This is a genomic window from Chryseobacterium ureilyticum, from assembly GCF_900156735.1.
Taxonomy (GTDB): Bacteria; Bacteroidota; Bacteroidia; order Flavobacteriales; family Weeksellaceae; genus Chryseobacterium; species Chryseobacterium ureilyticum.
This window is the reverse complement of sequence record NZ_FTOL01000008.1, coordinates 66,722-85,766: the sequence shown is the minus strand read 5'-3', so window position 1 is coordinate 85,766 and position 19,045 is coordinate 66,722. Positions and strand designations below refer to the sequence as shown.

17 protein-coding genes are annotated in these 19,045 nt (G+C 34.4%); 13 read left to right on the top strand and 4 right to left on the bottom strand.

From position 1 onward, the window contains the following. Positions 1–67 precede the first annotated feature (67 nt). Positions 68–793, bottom strand: coding sequence for a TrmH family RNA methyltransferase (locus BW983_RS18775; protein WP_076553404.1), 726 nt, complete (start codon positions 791–793; stop codon positions 68–70). Between BW983_RS18775 and tamL the strand changes: the two genes are divergently transcribed. After that, entirely contained in the window at positions 779–3,379 is a 2,601-nt protein-coding gene (gene tamL, locus BW983_RS18770) for a translocation and assembly module lipoprotein TamL (protein WP_076553403.1), read from the top strand. The genes BW983_RS18775 and tamL overlap by 15 nt on opposite strands. Here the strand turns inward: tamL and BW983_RS18765 are convergent. Continuing rightward, the gene (locus BW983_RS18765; RefSeq protein WP_076553402.1) at positions 3,376–3,993 is read right to left on the bottom strand and encodes a SanA/YdcF family protein; all 618 of its coding nucleotides are present in this window, start codon (positions 3,991–3,993) and stop codon (positions 3,376–3,378) included. The two genes, tamL and BW983_RS18765, sit on opposite strands and share 4 nt — an antisense overlap. Then, entirely contained in the window at positions 3,990–5,114 is a 1,125-nt protein-coding gene (locus BW983_RS18760) for a flavin reductase family protein (protein ID WP_076553401.1), read from the bottom strand. The genes BW983_RS18765 and BW983_RS18760 overlap by 4 nt, the downstream gene beginning before the upstream one ends. A 32-nt stretch (positions 5,115–5,146) precedes the next feature. Between BW983_RS18760 and BW983_RS18755 the strand changes: the two genes are divergently transcribed. The 12 genes from BW983_RS18755 (at position 5,147) to BW983_RS18695 (ending at position 18,255) form a co-directional block, all read left to right on the top strand. Beyond that, positions 5,147–5,704, top strand: coding sequence for a TlpA family protein disulfide reductase (locus BW983_RS18755; RefSeq protein ID WP_076553400.1), 558 nt, complete (start codon positions 5,147–5,149; stop codon positions 5,702–5,704). A gap of 24 nt (positions 5,705–5,728) precedes the next feature. Further along, positions 5,729–6,700: an iron ABC transporter permease gene (locus tag BW983_RS18750; RefSeq protein ID WP_076553399.1), complete on the top strand. Its 972-nt coding sequence runs from the start codon at positions 5,729–5,731 to the stop codon at positions 6,698–6,700. A gap of 402 nt (positions 6,701–7,102) precedes the next feature. Further along, complete coding sequence (locus BW983_RS18740; protein ID WP_076553397.1) at positions 7,103–8,026, top strand: ABC transporter ATP-binding protein; 924 nt, start codon at positions 7,103–7,105, stop codon at positions 8,024–8,026. Between the two features lie 165 nt (positions 8,027–8,191). Beyond that, positions 8,192–8,644, top strand: a complete 453-nt coding sequence (locus tag BW983_RS18735) for a MarR family winged helix-turn-helix transcriptional regulator (RefSeq protein ID WP_076553490.1) — start codon at positions 8,192–8,194, stop codon at positions 8,642–8,644. 45 nt (positions 8,645–8,689) lie between these two features. Continuing rightward, positions 8,690–11,083 carry a 3-hydroxyacyl-CoA dehydrogenase/enoyl-CoA hydratase family protein gene (locus BW983_RS18730; protein WP_076553396.1) on the top strand — a complete coding sequence of 798 codons (2,394 nt, stop codon included), beginning with the start codon at positions 8,690–8,692 and terminating at the stop codon, positions 11,081–11,083. Positions 11,084–11,130: 47 nt separating this feature from the next. Beyond that, the gene (tnpA, locus tag BW983_RS18725) at positions 11,131–11,595 is read left to right on the top strand and encodes an IS200/IS605 family transposase (RefSeq protein ID WP_076553395.1); all 465 of its coding nucleotides are present in this window, start codon (positions 11,131–11,133) and stop codon (positions 11,593–11,595) included. A gap of 105 nt (positions 11,596–11,700) precedes the next feature. Beyond that, positions 11,701–12,879, top strand: coding sequence for a thiolase family protein (locus BW983_RS18720; RefSeq protein ID WP_076553394.1), 1,179 nt, complete (start codon positions 11,701–11,703; stop codon positions 12,877–12,879). Between the two features lie 35 nt (positions 12,880–12,914). After that, positions 12,915–13,271, top strand: coding sequence for a four helix bundle protein (locus tag BW983_RS18715; protein WP_076553393.1), 357 nt, complete (start codon positions 12,915–12,917; stop codon positions 13,269–13,271). A 50-nt stretch (positions 13,272–13,321) separates the two neighbouring features. Continuing rightward, positions 13,322–15,097: an acyl-CoA dehydrogenase family protein gene (locus BW983_RS18710; RefSeq protein ID WP_076553392.1), complete on the top strand. Its 1,776-nt coding sequence runs from the start codon at positions 13,322–13,324 to the stop codon at positions 15,095–15,097. Positions 15,098–15,331: 234 nt separating this feature from the next. Further along, complete coding sequence (locus BW983_RS18705) at positions 15,332–15,667, top strand: YegP family protein (RefSeq protein ID WP_076553391.1); 336 nt, start codon at positions 15,332–15,334, stop codon at positions 15,665–15,667. A 79-nt stretch (positions 15,668–15,746) separates the two neighbouring features. Next, positions 15,747–16,193, top strand: a complete 447-nt coding sequence (locus BW983_RS18700) for a phosphohydrolase (protein WP_065394609.1) — start codon at positions 15,747–15,749, stop codon at positions 16,191–16,193. A 10-nt stretch (positions 16,194–16,203) separates the two neighbouring features. Further along, positions 16,204–18,255 (top strand): M48 family metalloprotease, encoded by a 2,052-nt coding sequence (locus BW983_RS18695; protein ID WP_076553390.1) that lies wholly within the window; start codon positions 16,204–16,206, stop codon positions 18,253–18,255. On the opposite strand, the gene BW983_RS18690 is transcribed toward BW983_RS18695, so the two are convergent. After that, positions 18,252–18,968 carry a DUF2490 domain-containing protein gene (locus BW983_RS18690; RefSeq protein ID WP_076553389.1) on the bottom strand — a complete coding sequence of 239 codons (717 nt, stop codon included), beginning with the start codon at positions 18,966–18,968 and terminating at the stop codon, positions 18,252–18,254. The two genes, BW983_RS18695 and BW983_RS18690, sit on opposite strands and share 4 nt — an antisense overlap. Between the last annotated feature and the right edge of the window lie 77 nt (positions 18,969–19,045).

The window sequence follows — 19,045 nt, the reverse complement described above, 5'->3', positions numbered from 1 at the left end:
AAAGGCTTAGAATGTGAAAAATAGTTTTATTTTCACATTCTAAGCCTTTATTTTTTATACAGTCTTTTTATTTTGAAAATAGCTGCCCTAAAATAATCCCTGCTGCCATCGATACATTAAGACTTTCCGTTGACTGGGATTTTCCGAACCTTGGAATAGTAATGCATTTCTGCAGAAGCTTTTCTGTTTCCGGTCTCATTCCGTTTCCTTCGTTTCCAAGTATTAAATTGATTTTTTCAGGCTTATCAAAAGTATAGATATTCTCTCCATCCATATCTGTTCCGATATTTACATTTCCCGTTTGTGAAAGATATTCTACAAGATCGGTATAAACGACGTTTACTCTTGTAAAAGACCCCATCGTAGCCTGAATCACCTTAGGATTATAAAAATCAACAGTATCTTCACTACAGATGATCTGTTCTATTCCAAACCAATCTGCCAATCGGATAATTGTACCCAAATTCCCGGGATCCTGAATTCCATCCAAAACCAGCTGGATATTTTTATCCTCCATCTTTTCTTCATCTGCCAGATAGCATACGGCAACGGAATCTTTTGGTGTTTTAAGGAAACTGATTTTTTTCAACTCATTTTCAGAGATATGAGTCACAGGGATATCAGTACGGTCCAATTTTTGCGGATCGGTTGATAATATTTCTTTAACTTTAAAGTTAGAATTGGAAAGTTCACAAATGATTTTATTACCTTCAACCAAAAACAAATTGTATTTTTGTCTGAACTTCTTTTTATCTAAAGATTGTAAAACTTTTATTGTATGAGCTGTAAGCATTATAAGAATTCTCCTCAAAAATATTATAAAATTATTTCATTTGCAACATTTGTTGGTCTCCTTTATGCTTGTAGTACAACAAAAAAAGTTCCGGAAGGCGAATATCTCCTTACCAGAAACAGCTTTGAGTTTGAGGATAAGAAAGAATTCTTCGATGAAGAACTGAAAGAATACGTTCAGCAAAAACCTAACAAAAAACAGGTTCTCTTTATGCCTTTGGGACTTATGTTCTATAATATGGCAAATCCAAAATACGACACCATTCTTAATGAGTATATGACCTATCCCGGTGAAATGAGAAATCAAAAGCTGAGAGATTCATTATTCATTAAATATAATATGAAAAATAGTGTCGGGAAAAATCTTTTCTTTGACCGTTTATTGCATAGCTGGGGATCACCACCTGTAATTCTGGATCAGACAAGGAGTGAAAAAAGTACGGAGTCTATCAATAAAAGACTTACTTATAGAGGTTTTTGGGATGCAGAAGTAAAATACAAACATGATATTGATTCTGCTTCAAAAAAAGCCGCAGTAAAGTATTTTATCAAGCATAACGAGCCTACCTATATTAAAGATTATTTTTATAATATCCCAGATCCCGGAATTAAAGGATATTATGCTTACAACCTTAATAAAACACTTGTAAGATCCGGGCAGATTCTTGATCAAACCGTCCTTGAAAAAGAGGTTGCAAGAATTACTGACCTGATGAGAGAGTTTGGATATTATAAATTTAATGCCTCTAACGATGAAGTTTACTTTGTCGCTGACTCTCTGAAAAGCAAAAAAAATGTTCCTTTAACCTTAGAAATCCATAAAGATTCTCTTGATACCCGTTATAAAGTGGCTACTTTTGGGAATATTGACGTAGCTATTGTAGACGAACCTGGAGATTATCCTAAAAATACCAAGAAAGACAGCTTAAGAAGAATCCGTTTCCATAAGATGAATGAAAAATATAAATCATCATCCATATGGAGAACCATTATTGCAGACAGTAAGCAGGTTTTTGATCAGAAAAAGTTAGACGTGACAAAAAGAAATATTTTGTCTATGAACAACTTTAGTATCGTAAAAGCCAGAGACTCTCTGAGACAAGGTGGAATGTCTTCTCCTAATGACAGTATTGTAGATGTTTTGTATGTATTAAAACCCCTTCCTAAGTATGAGCTTAAAGTAGGTACTGATATTAATTATTCTCAGGTATTAAACCTTGGGGTTTCTCCTTCCGTGGACCTTACAACAAGAAATCTTTTTAGAGGTGCAGAAAACCTTTTTACAAGTATTTCAGGAACATTCGGGTCTATCAGAAGTACGAAGGATATTGATAAAAGAACAACAGCCTATGAGATTTCTGCTCAGGCATCTCTGAACTTCCCAAGATTGCTATTACCTTTTAATTATTATAAATTCTTGCCTAAAAGATACACTCCTACTTCATCTATTTTATTAGGAGCTTCCATACAGAATAATATAGGTTTGGGGAGAGTCAACTTCAATACGGGATTGAATTATCAAGCTAATATTAATGATCAGGTATATCATAAATTAACATTATTCAATACACAGGTCAGCTTAACGAAAAATAAGGATGCTTATTATTCTTATTTCCCTAATGATGAAAAAATCAGGGACGATATTTTCACTGATTATTTTCTTTCACATTCTCAACTTGGGCAAGACTTTAGAGATGGTAAAGTAGATATTGACTATGTTTCCAGAAAAATTGTAGAAGATGAAACCTACAGACAATCGCTTAATCAAAGTGGAACAGACCTTTTAACAGCATTCAGGGGAGCATTGGTAAATAAAGACCGACAAACTCAAGACGTTTTGATTTCTTCCATGATCTATAACTTTGTTTATAATGAAATTGGAAAAAAAGAATATCCTAACGCTTTCTATTTTAACGGAAAGGTTGAACTTGCGGGTAATATATTAAGCTTATTCAATAAAAAAGATGATGGCGGTGGAATTTTAGCATCTCCTCAAAGAACAATTTTTGGAATTCCTTATGCACAGTTTGTAAAGTTTGATATTGATACAAGAAAATATTTTAAATTCAATGGGAATCAAACTTTAGTTCTTCGCCAGTTCATTGGTGTTGGTATTCCTTATGGAAATTCTGAAGACATGCCAATTATCAAATCTTACTTTAATGGAGGTTCTAATGATATCAGAGCCTGGGTAGCATTTGGTGGGCTAGGTCCTGCAGATTCTCAGGTAGATGAAAGAGTGCGTACTTATATGACCGATAATATAAAACTTACCACCAATATTGAATACAGAATTCCTTTTAATAAAATGTATGAAGGAGCCTTATTTACAGATATTGGTAATACGTGGAGCCTCCGTGATCATAATGATGGTTATGGTGATGAATTTAAATTCAATAAATTCTTAGGGCAAGTGGGTGTTGGTAGTGGATTCGGATTAAGAGTAAATATTGCCTATATCACGTTGAGACTAGACCTTGCGTATAAAATCTATGATCCAAACAAACCGGAAGGAGACAGATGGAGATTCAAAACGTTCCAGCCTTTCAAACCTACTGTGAACTTTGCATTCGGATATCCTTTCTAATCTGGGGAAACTCCTAAAATAAAATATACTACAGCTATAACACGGGCGAGGACTTCTCTCGCCTGATTTCTGTAGAAACTTTCAGGTTTTGTGACATCCTGCGCATCAAAACCCAATGCATTCATATCATTGTTTCTTGCAAAAAATAAAGCACGGAGGTTATGATATCCCTGAGAAACAATAATTACATTTTTCTTCTTATAAACATCTTTACAACGAAGAATACTTTTGTAGGTATTAAAGCCTTTGGGATCTTCAATAATAATATCTTCAGGAACGCCTTCCTGATACACCAGATAATTCTTCATAGCAGCAGGTTCATTATACCCTTTACTCTTCTCACCACTTACCAGAATTTTTTTAATTTTCCCGTGATGATAAAGAAGAGCTGCCGCATCCATTCTTTTGGTAAAATAAGGATTGGAAAGCCCTGATCTCATCTTGGGAGATGTCCCGAGTACCAATGCAATCTCTCTTGGTGGAATTTTAGAAATTTTAGTATAGGTACGTCCATTCGTAAGTCCGAAAACCCAGACATTACAAAAACAGATCATTAAAATTCCTAATTCTAATGATACAAACCCCAGATTAAATATGTTCTTAATAATTCTCAACTAAGATCAAAGTTAAGCTTTATTTTTTTACTTTTCACTATTGACATGCATGCTAATATATGTCCCTGACTTTCTTCTTTTTCGGTAAGATATTCATTTTCAATCAAATCTACTTCTCCTTCTTCTAATGAACATTCACAGCTTCCGCAGATTCCAGACTTGCATGAGTAAGGTACAGGAAACTTTTGAATCAAAAGCTGTTGCAATATTTTATCCTTATTATCAGGAAGTTGAGTACTGTATTTTTTGCCAAGCATGGTAAATTCCACCTCTATATTTTCAATAAGTGGAAATTCTTTTTCTACAGGATAAATATCATCATTAAATTCTTCAAAAAGTTCAAAGTGAATATTTCTTTTCGGAATTCCGTGGTGATAGCAAGCATTGGCAAGTGTTTTAATCATTTCACCTTTTCCACAGATAAGAACTTCATCCACCGCATCCCAGATGGTAGATTCTTCATCAGTATCATCAAGGTGAAGAATTTGATTAATGATTAAGTTTAATTTCTTCTCATCCAATCTGCCATAGAAAAACTGATCGACTGTTTTTTCCTGTGAAAAGAAGTAAAAAATCTGAAGCCTGTCACCACAAGTTCTGGCAAGATTATCCAATTGATCCCGATACACAAGTTCGTCCGAGCTTTTATTTCCAAAAAACAAAAACAATCTTGTTCTTGGCTCATTGTAAAGGATATTTTTGAAGTGGCTTAAAATCGGAGTAATTCCTATTCCGGCTGCAAAAGCTACAATCGTTCTGAATTCACTGGGCTTGGATACCAGCGTAAACCTGCCAGCGGGTTCACTGATCCAAAGTTCATCACCTTCATTATAGTTTTGAAATAACTGAGCAGTAGCTCCTTCAGAAGAATTTACTTTTATTCCCAAACATATTCTACCTTCATAAGGTGCAGAAGTCATTGAATAATCATTAATAACCTCTTTACCATGGGATTGAAATTTCACACTTACATATTGCCCAGCTTCAAACTTAAAATTTGCTTTCAGATTCTCGGGAATATCGAACTCCAGAGAAAAAGTATTTTTGGTCAGCTGTTCCTTTTTCGCTATTTTTAACGGATGAAACTTTATAAGTTTCCCTTTATAGATTTGTTGTTCCATACTTCAATTCAAAAATAGATAAAAAATAATTTATGAAGAAGATAATTTTATCAACCTTACTACTTACTGCGCTTTACAGTTGCAAAAAAGAAGGTCAGAAAACTGAAAATACGACTTCAGATTCCCTTTCTGTAACTCAAAATACAACAGTACAAGGAAGTACATATGTTCCTAAAGAACTTTCTCCTGAGAATGTAGGTCAGCATCTTGCTAAAAATAATGATACTCTATATATCACTAACTTTTTTGCAACATGGTGTGGTCCATGTATAAAAGAAATCCCAAGCTTTAAAAACAAAATGCAGGAATTAAAAGGTAAGCCAGTAAAATTTACCTTTGTAAATCTTGATGACAAAGCAGATTGGGATGGTGCTGTAAAAGATTTTGTTGTAGAAAACAATCTTGGTGAAAACGTTATTTTATTGGATGGGCAAAAACTGGATCAGAATTTCTTTTCCAATAACTTCAAGCAGTGGGATGGTGGTTCAATTCCGTTTACTTTCATGAGAAAAGGTAATCAGACTGATGAATATCTTGGAATGATGACGGAAGAAGTATTGAATTCAAAAATCGAATCTTTCGTAAAGTAAAACATACAGAACTCTTTCTGAATAATGTCAAAAAGATTTAAAATCCTGTGTTTATTATTAACGATTGCAATTATTGCAGGCGCTATCGTTAATCTGAACACAGGATTTTTGAGTTTAAACCTGCAGGACTTTTTCCAGGATACTGCTCAAAGTCAGATTGCGGAAATTCGTATCAATCGCGTATTGGTTATGTTATTGGCTGGAATCTCTATTCCTACTTCCGGATTTCTGATGCAGGAATATTTTCAAAACCCCTTAGCCGGTCCTGATATCCTCGGAATTACATCGGTAGCCAGCTTATCCGTAGCCTTTTACATCTTCTTTTCGCATAACATTCTGCTCCCTGAATTTCTGCAAAACAGTTTTCTCAGTTTATCAGCAATCGGAGGAAGCTTATTTCTGATGTTGATTTTATTATCAATGTCCAATAGATTTCAGGACAAATCATACCTTATTATTTTTGGTTTTTTAGTATCAGCATTTGCAGGAGCAATTGTTTCCTTATTACAGTTTTATGCTGAAAATCAAAGCTTAAAAAACTATATCCTCTGGTCTTTTGGAGCTAACAATATGGTTACCCGAAATCAGATCTATGTTTTGTCAGGATTATTATTAATCGGATTATTTTTCTGTTTCAAATCTATAAAACCACTAATAGGAAACTCTTTAGGAACATCCTATGCACAGAGTTTAGGAGTTAATTTAAAGCATCTCAAACTTTTAATTATAGTATCTTCTTCCCTACTTTCTGCATCCATAACAGCATTTTTAGGACCTATTCTATTTATTGGAATTATTGTTCCTCATTTCTGCAGATTGGTTTACAATCCGTCCAAATTATGGCAGCAGTGGATCTTAAATATGTTTCTGGGAATGTTGGTGATGTTGTTTTTCTCTGTCATTGCTGAAAAAACACAGATTCCATTGAATGTAATAAGTTCTGTTTTTGGAATTCCAGTTATCCTCGTAATGCTTTTAAAACAGAATAAAGTATAGTTTTTTCTGTTGGAAAACGCAAAGACGTATTTTTGTATTTGCTCAACTTTATACTTATACATTTTTTTGCAGATTGAACAGATATTTACTAATAATTTTATAACTTTCAATTATTTATAATAGGATAAAACAAAAACAATTGATTGTTGCACACATTGCATTGTTTGCAACAAGTTTTGCTTTTTTAGAATATTCTAAAATGTTTAGAATGAATAAAGAATTACATTGGATTTATTCCTGGGGGCATAACTGGTGGCTGATGATTGCTTTTCCTTGCCTTTTTTGGGGTTCTCTTATTTTAGGAGGATATAGTCTATGGAAGGTTAATAAAAATAAATTTCTATATCTCATATTTAGCACTATCCCTCTAATTATTTTTTTAATTTTTACTTTTATCTAATCATGCACCTACAAATCAAACAAGCCAATATCGGATATAACAAAACATTAATTTCAAATACCAATGCAGATTTGAATCTTGGAGATGTTTGCTTATTGATTGGAAATAATGGTGTAGGGAAAACTACCTTAATCAAATCTATACTTCATCAGATTCCTTTATTAAATGGTGAAATATTGATCAATGGTAAAAATGTAAAAAATCTTTCTGTAAAAGAAATTGCCGAGAATATTGCTATTGTCTTTTCAAAATCGGTAATTCCACAACATTATACGGTTGAAGATCTTATTTCACTGGGAAAATATATTTACTATCCTTTTTATTTTGAACTAAAAAAAGAAGACCGTGAAGAAGTAGCGCATATCATTGAAGAACTGGATTTAAATCAATACAGATATACCCTTCTCAAAAATCTTTCGGACGGAAATCTTCAAAAAGCTTTTATTGGTCGTGCTATAACCCAGAATTCTCCTATTATTATTCTGGATGAGCCCACAACCCATCTGGATGAGAAAAATAAGATCATTATCCTTAAAACATTAAGAAGACTTGCCAAAGAACAGAATAAGCTGATTCTATTTTCTTCACATGACTGGCGGCTTGCCAAGGAATTCGCTGATAAAATATGGTATGTCAAAAATACACAACTGCATACAGGAATTGTGGAGGATATTTTACTTCAGCATGATGAACTTACCAATGCTTCTTTATTTCAGATGCATGAAAATTTTGTTCCGCCTCATATTTCTGCGCCTCCAGTTCAGAAAGAAATGTTGTATTCTTTACTACAAAAAAACTTCTCAAAAGACCTTTCCAACCTTAATTTTGAGTTTCAAAACAACTTTTGGGTAATTTCTAACGATTCCACAAAATACAAATGTGAATCTTTTGAAGAAATCATCAAATCACTCGTAAACATTTATTAATCTGCTATTTTCTTTGATTATTCCATATACTATGCATGCATAGTATTATGCAAATCATACAATTTAATCCGTTTATTTTCAAGGTATTAACAAAATTTAACTTTAATAAATACTATGCATGCATAATATTTACTAAATTTGGGTAAAACCATTAGCGCAAAAATGATGGATAATAATAAGGAAAAAATAGAAAACGTAGACTTAATTTTAAAACAGACCTGGTTGGCTGTTTCTAAAATGTACACAGAATTGGCTCAGGAGCATGACTCTACAGCTGTACAAGCCCTCACCCTTCTGAAAATAGATCCAAAAGAAGGAACAAGAAGTACAAATCTTGGACCTAAAATGGCTATAGAGCCCACTTCCCTAACGAGAATCATCAAACTTCTGGAAGATAACGGATATATCTATAAAGAGAAAACCACTACTGATAAAAGAGAAGTAATCATCAAACTTACAGATAAAGGATTAAACTCCAGAAATATGTCTAAAGAAGTCGTGGTTAACTTTAATAAGAAGGTAATGGAAAAGATTTCTCAGGAAAAGATGGAAACATTTAAGGATGTGATGACAGAGATCATGAAAATCGCCAACGAACTTTTAAATAACAGGAAATAACCGTAAGGTTACATACACAATCTTTCAAATAATTAAAATTTACATATGAAAAGAAGAATCAAACATGTAACGGTTCTTGGTTCAGGAATTATGGGTAGCGGTATCGCGGCTCACTTCGCCAATATTGGTGTGGAAGTGTCACTTTTAGATATTGTACCTTTTGAACTGACTGAAGCTGAACAGAAAAAAGGTTTGACCAAAGAAGATAAGGCAGTAAGAAACAGAATTGCTACCGAAAACTTTGAAAAACTTAAAAAAGCAAGCCCTGCACTTCTTTACACACCAAAGTTTGCAGACAGAATCAAAGTCGGAAATTTCGATGATGATTTACAGAAAATAAAAAATACAGACTGGATCATTGAAGTAGTAGTAGAAAGACTTGACATTAAAAAGTCCGTATACGAAAAAATTGAACAGTTCAGAAAACCGGGAACATTAATTTCTTCTAATACATCCGGTATCCCAATCCATTTATTGACAGAAGGAAGAAGCGAAGATTTCAAAAAATACTTTGCAGGAACTCACTTCTTCAATCCGGTAAGATACCTTCCTCTTCTTGAGATCATTCCAACTAAAGATACAGATCCTGAGATCGTAGATTTCTATATGAATTATGGGGCTAAATTCTTAGGCAAAACTACCGTTTTAGCAAAAGACACTCCTGCTTTCATCGCAAACAGAATTGGGGTATTTTCTATGATGGATCTTCTTCATAATGTACAGAAATTAGGACTTACAGTTTCTGAGGTTGATAAATTAACAGGTCCTGTTATCGGTCGTCCAAAATCTGCTACATTCAGAACAGCTGATGTTGTAGGTCTTGATACCTTGGTAATGGTGGCTAACGGAGTTCGTCAAAGCGGTGCTGAAGCGAATGACTTTAATGATGTATTTGCTCTTCCTGACTATATCCAAAAAATGATGGATAATAAATGGTTAGGTTCAAAAACAGAGCAAGGATTCTACAAAAAAGTAAAAAATGCGGAAGGAAAATCTGAAATTCACGGATTGAATCTTGACACATTAGAATATGAGCTTCAAGGAAAATCTTCGTTCCCTACTCTTGAATTAACTAAAGCTATTGATAAGCCGATTGACAGATTCAAAGTATTAATCGGAGGTAAAGATAAAGCAGGTGAACTATATAGAAAATCATTAGGAGCATTATTCGCTTATGTTTCTCATAAAGTTCCTGAAATTTCTGACGAGGTTTACAAAATTGACGATGCCATGAGAGCTGGTTTCGGATGGGAAAATGGACCGTTTGAAATCTGGGATGCTGTAGGTGTTCAGAAAGGTATCGAATTGGCTAAAGATGCCGGTTATGAAGTTTCAGAATGGGTGAAAAATGTAGAGACTTTTTATAAAGTTAATGATGAAGGACAAAGCATTTACGTTGATAAAAACTCAGGAGAATACAACAAAATCCCTGGACAGGATGCTTTCATTATTCTTGATAATATCAGAAAAAATAAAACACTTTGGAGCAATTCAGGTGCTGCAATTCTTGATTTAGGTGATGGTATCATCAACTTCGAGATTCGTTCAAAAATGAATTCTCTTGGAGGCGAAGTTCTTGACGGATTAAACAGAGCAATTGATTTAGCTGAAAAAGAATATGACGGACTAGTAGTAGGAAACCAAGGAGCTAACTTCTCTGTAGGAGCTAACCTTGCAATGATCCTTATGATGGCTATTGAGCAGGATTGGGATGATTTGAATATGGCTATTGCCTACTTCCAGAAATCTATGATGAGAGTTCGTTACTCTTCTATTCCTGTAGTAGTTGCTCCACACGGAATGACTTTAGGTGGTGGTTGCGAAATGACAATGCACGCAGACAGAGTGGTTGCAGCAGCAGAAACTTATATCGGATTGGTTGAAACCGGAGTGGGTGTAATCCCTGGTGGTGGTGGAACTAAAGAACTTACATTAAGAACTTCCAGAGAATTCCACAGCGATGATGTTAAAAATAATAGACTTCGTGATGCTTTCATGAACATCGCAATGGGTAAAGTAGCTACTTCAGCTTATGAAGCTTACGATATGGGAATCCTTGAAAAAGGTAAAGACATCGTTTCTGTAAGCAAAAACAGACAGATTGCAGAAGCTAAAAAAGTAGCAAAACTATTGGCAGAGCAAGGATATACTCAACCTATCGAGCAAAAAGTAAAAGTTCTTGGTAAAGATGCATTAGGAATGTTCTATGTAGGAACAGACCAAATGCTTACCGGAAACTATATTTCAGCACACGATAAAAAGATTGCAGACAAATTAGCCAACGTAATGGTAGGTGGAAATCTATCTGAGCCAACAGTGGTTACCGAGCAATACTTATTGAATCTTGAAAGAGAAACATTCCTTCAGCTTTGTGGTGAAAGAAAAACTTTGGAGAGAATTCAGTACATGTTACAGAATGGTAAACCATTGAGAAACTAGCAGAGAGCTCCGTAGGAGCGAACTGTTAATAGACGATCATGTTTTTTATGGCAAACACCTATACACAGATTTATATTCAAATTGTTTTCGCGGTAAAAGGAAGACAAAATCTGATTTCAAAAGAAAACAGAGAAGAATTACATAAATTGATTACAGGTATAGTTTCCAATAGAAAACAAAAATTATTTGCGGTTTTTGCAATGCCTGACCATGTGCACATTCTCATAAGTATGAATCCGACATTGTCCGTTTCAGATTTAGTAAGAGATATTAAAGCAGGTTCTTCGAAATTCATCAATGAAAAAGGATGGATCAATGGAAAGTTCAATTGGCAGGAAGGATATGGAGCTTTTTCTTATTCTAAAAGCAGTGTTGATTCGGTTGTAAAATATATTTTAAAACAGGAAGAACATCATAAAAAGAAAACTTTTAGAGAAGAATATCTGGATCTTCTTTCAAAATTTGAAATAGAATATGATTCAAAATATTTATTTGAATGGATTGAAGATTAACAGGTCGCTCCTACGGAGCTCCGCAAAAAAGCATAAACAAACAGCTATGAACAGTTTACCTCTCTGAGGCAAAATCTTTCAAAAACAATTTAATTAAACAAAAAAATGAAAACAGCATATATTGTAAAAGGATTCAGATCAGCCGTAGGAAAAGCACCAAAAGGTTCCCTACGCTTCACTCGTCCTGACGTGATGGCAGCTACAGTGATTGAAAAATTAATGGCTGAGCTTCCGCAATTAGACAAAAACAGAATTGATGACCTTATTGTAGGAAATGCGATGCCTGAGGCTGAGCAAGGGTTGAACGTAGCACGTTTGATTTCCTTAATGGGTTTAAATACAGATAAAGTTCCAGGAGTAACCGTAAACAGATATTGTGCTTCAGGAAGTGAGGCAATTGCTATTGCTTCAGCAAAAATTCAGGCTGGAATGGCAGATTGTATCATCGCTGGAGGTACAGAATCCATGTCTTATATTCCGATGGGTGGCTATAAGCCGGTTCCTGAAACAGAGATTGCAAAGACAAATCCTGATTACTATTGGGGAATGGGTTACACTGCAGAAGAAGTAGCCAAACAATACAATATTACCAGAGAGGAGCAGGATCAGTTTGCCTTTGAATCTCACATGAAAGCTTTAAAAGCAAATCAGGAAGGTAAATTTGCGAACCAGATTGTTCCAATTCCTGTGGAATATAACTTCCTTGATGAAAATCAAAAGCTTCAGACTAAGAAATTTGACTTCTCAGTAGATGAAGGTCCGAGAGCCGATACTTCTCTAGCTGGATTATCCAAACTTAGACCAGTATTTGCCAACGGAGGAAGCGTAACTGCCGGAAACTCTTCTCAAATGAGTGACGGAGCTGCTTTCGTAATGGTAATGAGCGAAGAAATGGTAAAAGAATTAGGACTTGAGCCGGAAGCAAGATTAGTAGCGTATGCTGCTGCAGGACTTGAACCAAGAATTATGGGAATGGGACCAGTCTATGCTATTCCAAAAGCTTTAAAGCAAGCAAGACTTGAATTAAAAGACATCGACTTAATCGAACTTAATGAAGCTTTCGCATCTCAATCTGTTGCAATTAAGAAAGAATTAGGTTTAAATCCAGATATCTTAAACGTAAACGGAGGAGCCATTGCTCTTGGTCACCCGCTTGGATGTACCGGAACCAAACTTACCGTTCAGCTTCTTGATGAAATGAGAAGACGTGGTAACAAATATGGAATGGTTTCTATGTGTGTGGGAACAGGACAGGGAGCGGCGAGTATTTTTGAATTATTATAGACTAAAAGAGAAAAGAATAAAGAGCAAAGACTATAATGAAACATAACTTCAAACATCTTAACATCTGGAAACTTTCCATTGAACTAGCCGATGAAATTTATGTTATTACAGATAGTTTTCCAAAAAATGAAGAATTTGGACTTAAGTCTCAAATTAGAAGATGTACAGTTTCTGTAGCTTCAAATATTGCAGAAGGTTCAAGCAGAAGTTCAAATAAAGATTTCAATCGTTTTTTAGAAATAAGTCTTGGCTCTCTTTATGAATTACAAACTCAAATTATTATTTCAAACAACAGAAATTATCTTGAAATTTCTAAAACTGAAAAAATAGAAAATAAAATCACAGAACTACAGAGAATGATTTCTGGCTTTCAAAAAAATTTAACGTTGTAAGTCTTTATTCTTTTCTCTTTGTTCTTTAATCTAAAAAAATAAAATAATATATGGCTACATTAAAAGGCGGGGAATTCTTAATCAAACAAATTCCTGCAAACGAAATTTTCAGTGTTGAAGAACTGAATGAAGAACAAAAAATGCTTCGTGATTCTGCGAAGGAATTTATAGATAGAGAGGTTGTCCCTCAAAGAGAGCGTTTCGAAAAGAAAGATTATGCATTCACTGAAGAGACAATGCGTAAACTTGGTGATATGGGGATGCTTGGAATCGCAGTTCCTGAGGAGTACGGAGGTCTTGGAATGGGCTTTGTAACAACGATGTTAGCTTGTGATTACCTTTCGGGAACTACAGGTTCATTGGCAACAGCTTATGGAGCACACACCGGAATCGGAACTTTACCAATCGTTCTCTACGGAACAGAAGAGCAAAAGAAAAAATATCTTCCGGACCTGGCAACAGGTACAAAATTCGGAGCTTACTGCTTAACGGAGCCGGATGCAGGTTCTGATGCTAACTCTGGAAAAACAAGAGCTAAACTTTCCGAAGACGGAAAACATTATATCATCAATGGTCAGAAAATGTGGATCTCTAACGCTGGATTTGCTGATACATTCACTTTATTTGCTAAAATTGATGACGATAAAAACATTACAGGTTTCGTAATCAACAGATCTGAACTTGAAAATCCTGAAAGCTTAACTTTCGGTGAGGAAGAGCATAAATTAGGTATCCGTGCCTCTTCTACGCGCCAGGTTTTCTTCAATGATATGAAAGTTCCTGTAGAGAACCTTTTAGGAGAAAGAAACAATGGTTTCAAAATCGCTTTAAATGCATTGAACGTAGGTCGTATCAAATTAGCAGCAGCTTGTTTAGATGCACAGAGAAGAATCCTAAACCACTCTATCCAGTATTCCAACGAAAGAAAACAGTTTGGTGTTTCTATTGCTACTTTCGGGGCAATCAGAAAGAAAATTGCTGAAATGGCAACCGGAGTTTTCGTAAGTGAGGCAGGTTCTTACAGAGCAGCTAAAAACGTTCAGGATAAAATTGACGAATTAGTAGCTGAAGGAATGGATCATCAGGCTGCAGAATTGAAAGGTGTTGAAGAATTCGCTGTAGAATGTTCAATCCTTAAAGTATTCGTTTCTGACCTTGCTCAGCACACCGCTGATGAAGGAATCCAGGTGTACGGAGGAATGGGATTCTCTGAAGATACTCCAATGGAAGCTGCATGGAGAGATTCTAGAATCTCAAGAATTTATGAAGGTACCAACGAAATCAACAGATTATTAGCGGTAGGAATGCTTATTAAGAGAGCGATGAAAGGTGAATTGGATCTTCTATCTCCTGCAATGGCTATCAGCAAAGAATTGATGGGTATTCCTTCTTTTGAAGTTCCTGATTATTCTGAATTCATGAGCGAAGAGAAAGCTATTATCGCTAACCTTAAGAAAGTATTCTTAATGGTTTCAGGAGCTGCTCTTCAAAAATACATGATGGATATTGAAAAGCAACAACATTTATTGTTAAACGCTTCTGAAATCCTTAACCAGATCTATATGGCAGAATCTGCTGTATTAAGAGCTGAGAAACATTTCTCTCCTGATTCTGTAGAAGCTGCAATGGCTCAATTAAACCTTTACAAAGCTGTTGAAAAAATCACGGTAGCTGCTAAAGAAGGAATTATTTCTTTCGCTGAAGGTGATGAGCAGAGAATGATGCTTTCAGGATTAAGAAGATTTACAAAGTATACCAACAACCCAAATGTAGTAGCATTAACTGAAAAAGTTGCTGCTCATTATATTGAAAAAGGAACTTATTAGTCTTTTAATAACATAAATTTGATTCAAAGGCACCCCACAATGGGGTGTTTTTTTATGTCCTTAATTTTTAAACCAATACAGCATTAAAGAGTTTTAGATTTAAATATTTTTTCTTAATTTTATTATATCTAAAAACTTTTAACTTAAAAGGTATTTCAAACAAACTATTCACAAAAGTATAACGAAGGCAAGACCTTAAAATAATAACCAAAAAACAATCTAAGACTATTTACTATGGGAAAATTTGTTATTTCAAAAAGAACAAACGGTGATTTTCAATTCAATCTTAAAGCTGCAAACGGACAGGTAATCCTGACAAGTCAGGGATACAGCACAAAACCCTCTTGTGAAAACGGAATCAGTTCAGTAAAAACCAATGCTCAGGAAGATTCAAAATTTGAAAGAAACACAGCTAAAGATGGCAGATGTTACTTTAACCTTAAAGCTGGAAACGGACAAATCGTAGGAACCAGCCAAATGTACGAATCTGATAATGGCATGGAAAACGGAATCGAATCTGTAAAAAACAATGCTCCGAATGCTTCTGTAGAGGATGAAACAAATATGTAAAATCTTCTAAAATAATCTTGATAAAAATGCCTTATTTTTTAAGGCATTTTTTATTTTTGTACTCTATTTTCTTAGAAAAATGACAAAAGAAGAATTACTGAATAAAGCAATCAAAATCGCTGATAAGGCGCATAAAGGGCAAACAGATAAATATCATGCTCCATACATAGGACACGTAATGCGTGTGATGGAATATGGTAAAACAATTGATGAAAAGATTGTTGGTGTCTTACATGATGTCGTAGAAGATCATCCTTTGGAATTCAGTCTGGATTATTTAAGGTCTGAAGGTTTTCCTGAATATATGATTTTTGCGATCAGCTGCCTCACAAAATTCGATCCGGAAGAAGACTATGATGATTTTATCAAAAGAACAGAAAGATCTCTCCTGTCTGTTGCTGTAAAAATCAATGATCTTCGTGATAATATGGATCTTAGGAGAGTAAACAGAGAGCTTACTCCCAAAGACATTAAAAGGTTTAATAAATATCTTAAAGCCTATCGCTATCTAGTAGAAAAATATTAATAAAAACACAATGACTAATAACCTGCCCAAAATTTCAAAAGCTTATCAATCTAAGCTTATTTCCGCTATTGTATCAGTATCAGTTTTCTTTCTGATCTACTTAATACTTATTATAGCTTCTCTTTTCATGGTCTTTCTGCTGGGCTATGGCGCTATAAAGCTATTGAGTATTAATACGAATTACCTTACTCTGTTCGGTGCGGCAGGATTATTTAGTGTGGGTGTTTTTGTGTTTATATTCCTTGTTAAGTTTATTTTCAGGAAAAATAATTACAGTACACGTCATTTGATAGAAGTGACACGTGCCCATCAACCGCAACTCTTTACTATGATTGATGAAATTGTAGCAGAAACAAAGGTACAACCTCCTAAAAAGGTATTTCTTTCCCCTGATGTAAATGCTAGTGTCAGTTATAATTCCGTATTCTGGAGTATGTTTTTACCAGTAAAAAAGAATCTAACCATCGGAATGGGACTAATCAACACAACCAGTGTTGGAGAACTGAGAACCATTCTTGCTCATGAGTTTGGACATTTCTCACAAAGAAGTATGAAAATAGGAGGCTACGTAAATCAGGCGGAAAAAATTATTTTTGAAACGGTTTACAACAATAAAGAATATGAAAATTTTATCATGGAATTTGCCGGAGGAAATCTTATTTTTAAATTTTTCGGTCATATTTCGGTAGGCTTTATCAGTGCATTTCAATCTATTCTAAAGGGAGTTTCAAGTTTTCTTTTCAGAAATCACGCTTCTCTTCAAAGGGAAATGGAATATAATGCTGATGCTATTGCTACTTTCGTTACCAACCCTGAAGAACAAGCATCATCATTACTAAGACTGGAATTAAGTGATGCTGCCTTGAACTATTCCATCAATTTTTACATTGAAAGCAATCAAAAATATCAACCTAAAAACCTTTATCAGAATCAGGATTCACTGATGAAAATTTTCAACGAAAGAAATAATCACCCTTACATAAACGGGCTTCCTAAAATAGATCTGGAGGATATTACCCGTTATAATAAATCAAGGATAGAAATTGAAGATCAATGGGCATCTCACCCGGATATCGCTAAAAGAATTGAAAAAATAAAAACAAACCCAACTAAAAATGCAGCTCCTGATCACAGACTTTCAAGAGAAATTATTCAAGGATTCGACAGTATCTCGGCAATCATGACAAAAAAATATCTGACGCTGTTACAAATAAAAAATGTTGGAGAGTTTATTGATAATGAAAGTTTTGTTCAATATTATCTGAGCCAAAATTCCTATCATGATTTAAATTCAAATTTCAATGGATATTATGACAGATACAACCCTGTTTTAGAGAATATTGACGATATTGCTCTAGTCACCGACCCTTATGATAAAACTGCTCTTTTCAGCGATAAAAAAGTTTCATTAGTTTATGAAAAAGTGGGAATAGAAAATGATTTGCAAACTTTAAACTATCTGATGTCTCATCCAAACGAAATAAAGACATTCAGATTCGATGGCAGTTTATACCGATCAAAAGATGCTAAAAATCTTATTCCTAAACTTGAAGAAGAGCTGAAAAAAGTAAAGGATGAACTGAATGAAAACGACAAAGCCATATTTCAGCATTATTACAGAGAATCGGATGAAAACAACAAGGCAGATCTTATCAATAAATATAAAAAATTCGCTGCTATAGACAAGGAGTTTGATGATTTTCAGAATAGTCTTAATGAATTTATACCTTATGTACAGTTCATGACCGTAACTCTACCTTTTGAAGAAATTCGTATACACAGAGCTAAATTACTGAAAGCAGAAAAGCCTTTTAAACAAAAAATAAGAAATCTTCTGGAAAATTCAGTTTATGGAGAATCTTTAACAACTGAAGACCGAACTCTTTTTCAGCAGTATGCAGATGCCGAATACATTTATTTTAATAATGACCACTATCTTGAAAATGAAGTCAAGGTTCTTTCATCTATTATTGAAAGATACCAGGCATTATTGAACGAATACTATTTAAGTTCTAAACAGGAATTATTAAATCTACAGGTAATAGTGGATAAAGTTTCTTAATCCGCCCCAGGGAAATCATACGTCTTCACATGATGGTCTGTACCATCGATATTGATGTTTAAAGCAAGATAAATGAAATGTAAGTTCTTGTTTCCTTTGGCTTCAAACTCGCGCTGCCAAAGGTAACCGCTCACAATACCGAAATAATCATCGATCTGATAGCCGAAACCGCCATATACTCTGTTTCTGGCAAAAGTAGGCTTCATCGGGGTTACAAGAAAAATTTCGTCGTAAGCATTCGCGAAGATAGTTCCTTTCTGAATGGTTTTTGAGTTCAGAGGAACACTCACATTCAAACGATAACGGTAACGCATTCTTTGGGAAGTCTTGTCTATTTGAGGTTCATAAAACCAGCTTTTCTCTGCACGGAAACGGTTTTCAAATTTTACGATTCCTTTTTTAATATCAATAACATCCTGAAGCCATACCCTGAACTCTTCTCTGCTTAATTTGTGGTCTTTATAATTCACATACCTCCCTAGACCTACAAAAGGTTTATGATTCTTGGTAAGATTATATCCCAAACCTCCCTTTATCTCATAATAATCTGGATATGTGTAATCTTCATTACCTCTTAATTGACCTTCTCCATAAATGAAAAATTTTGGATGAAACTTGTAAGTTAAAGTCACGGCATTGAAGCTGGAAATGTGCTCTTGTGCTTTAAATAAAGATAAACTTAAAAGTAGACTTATTCCTAAAAGACGTTTCATACAAAATTTTTGCAAATGTAGATTTTTTAATGATTTTTTAATATTTTTTTAATATTAACTTTCGTTAATATCAAATT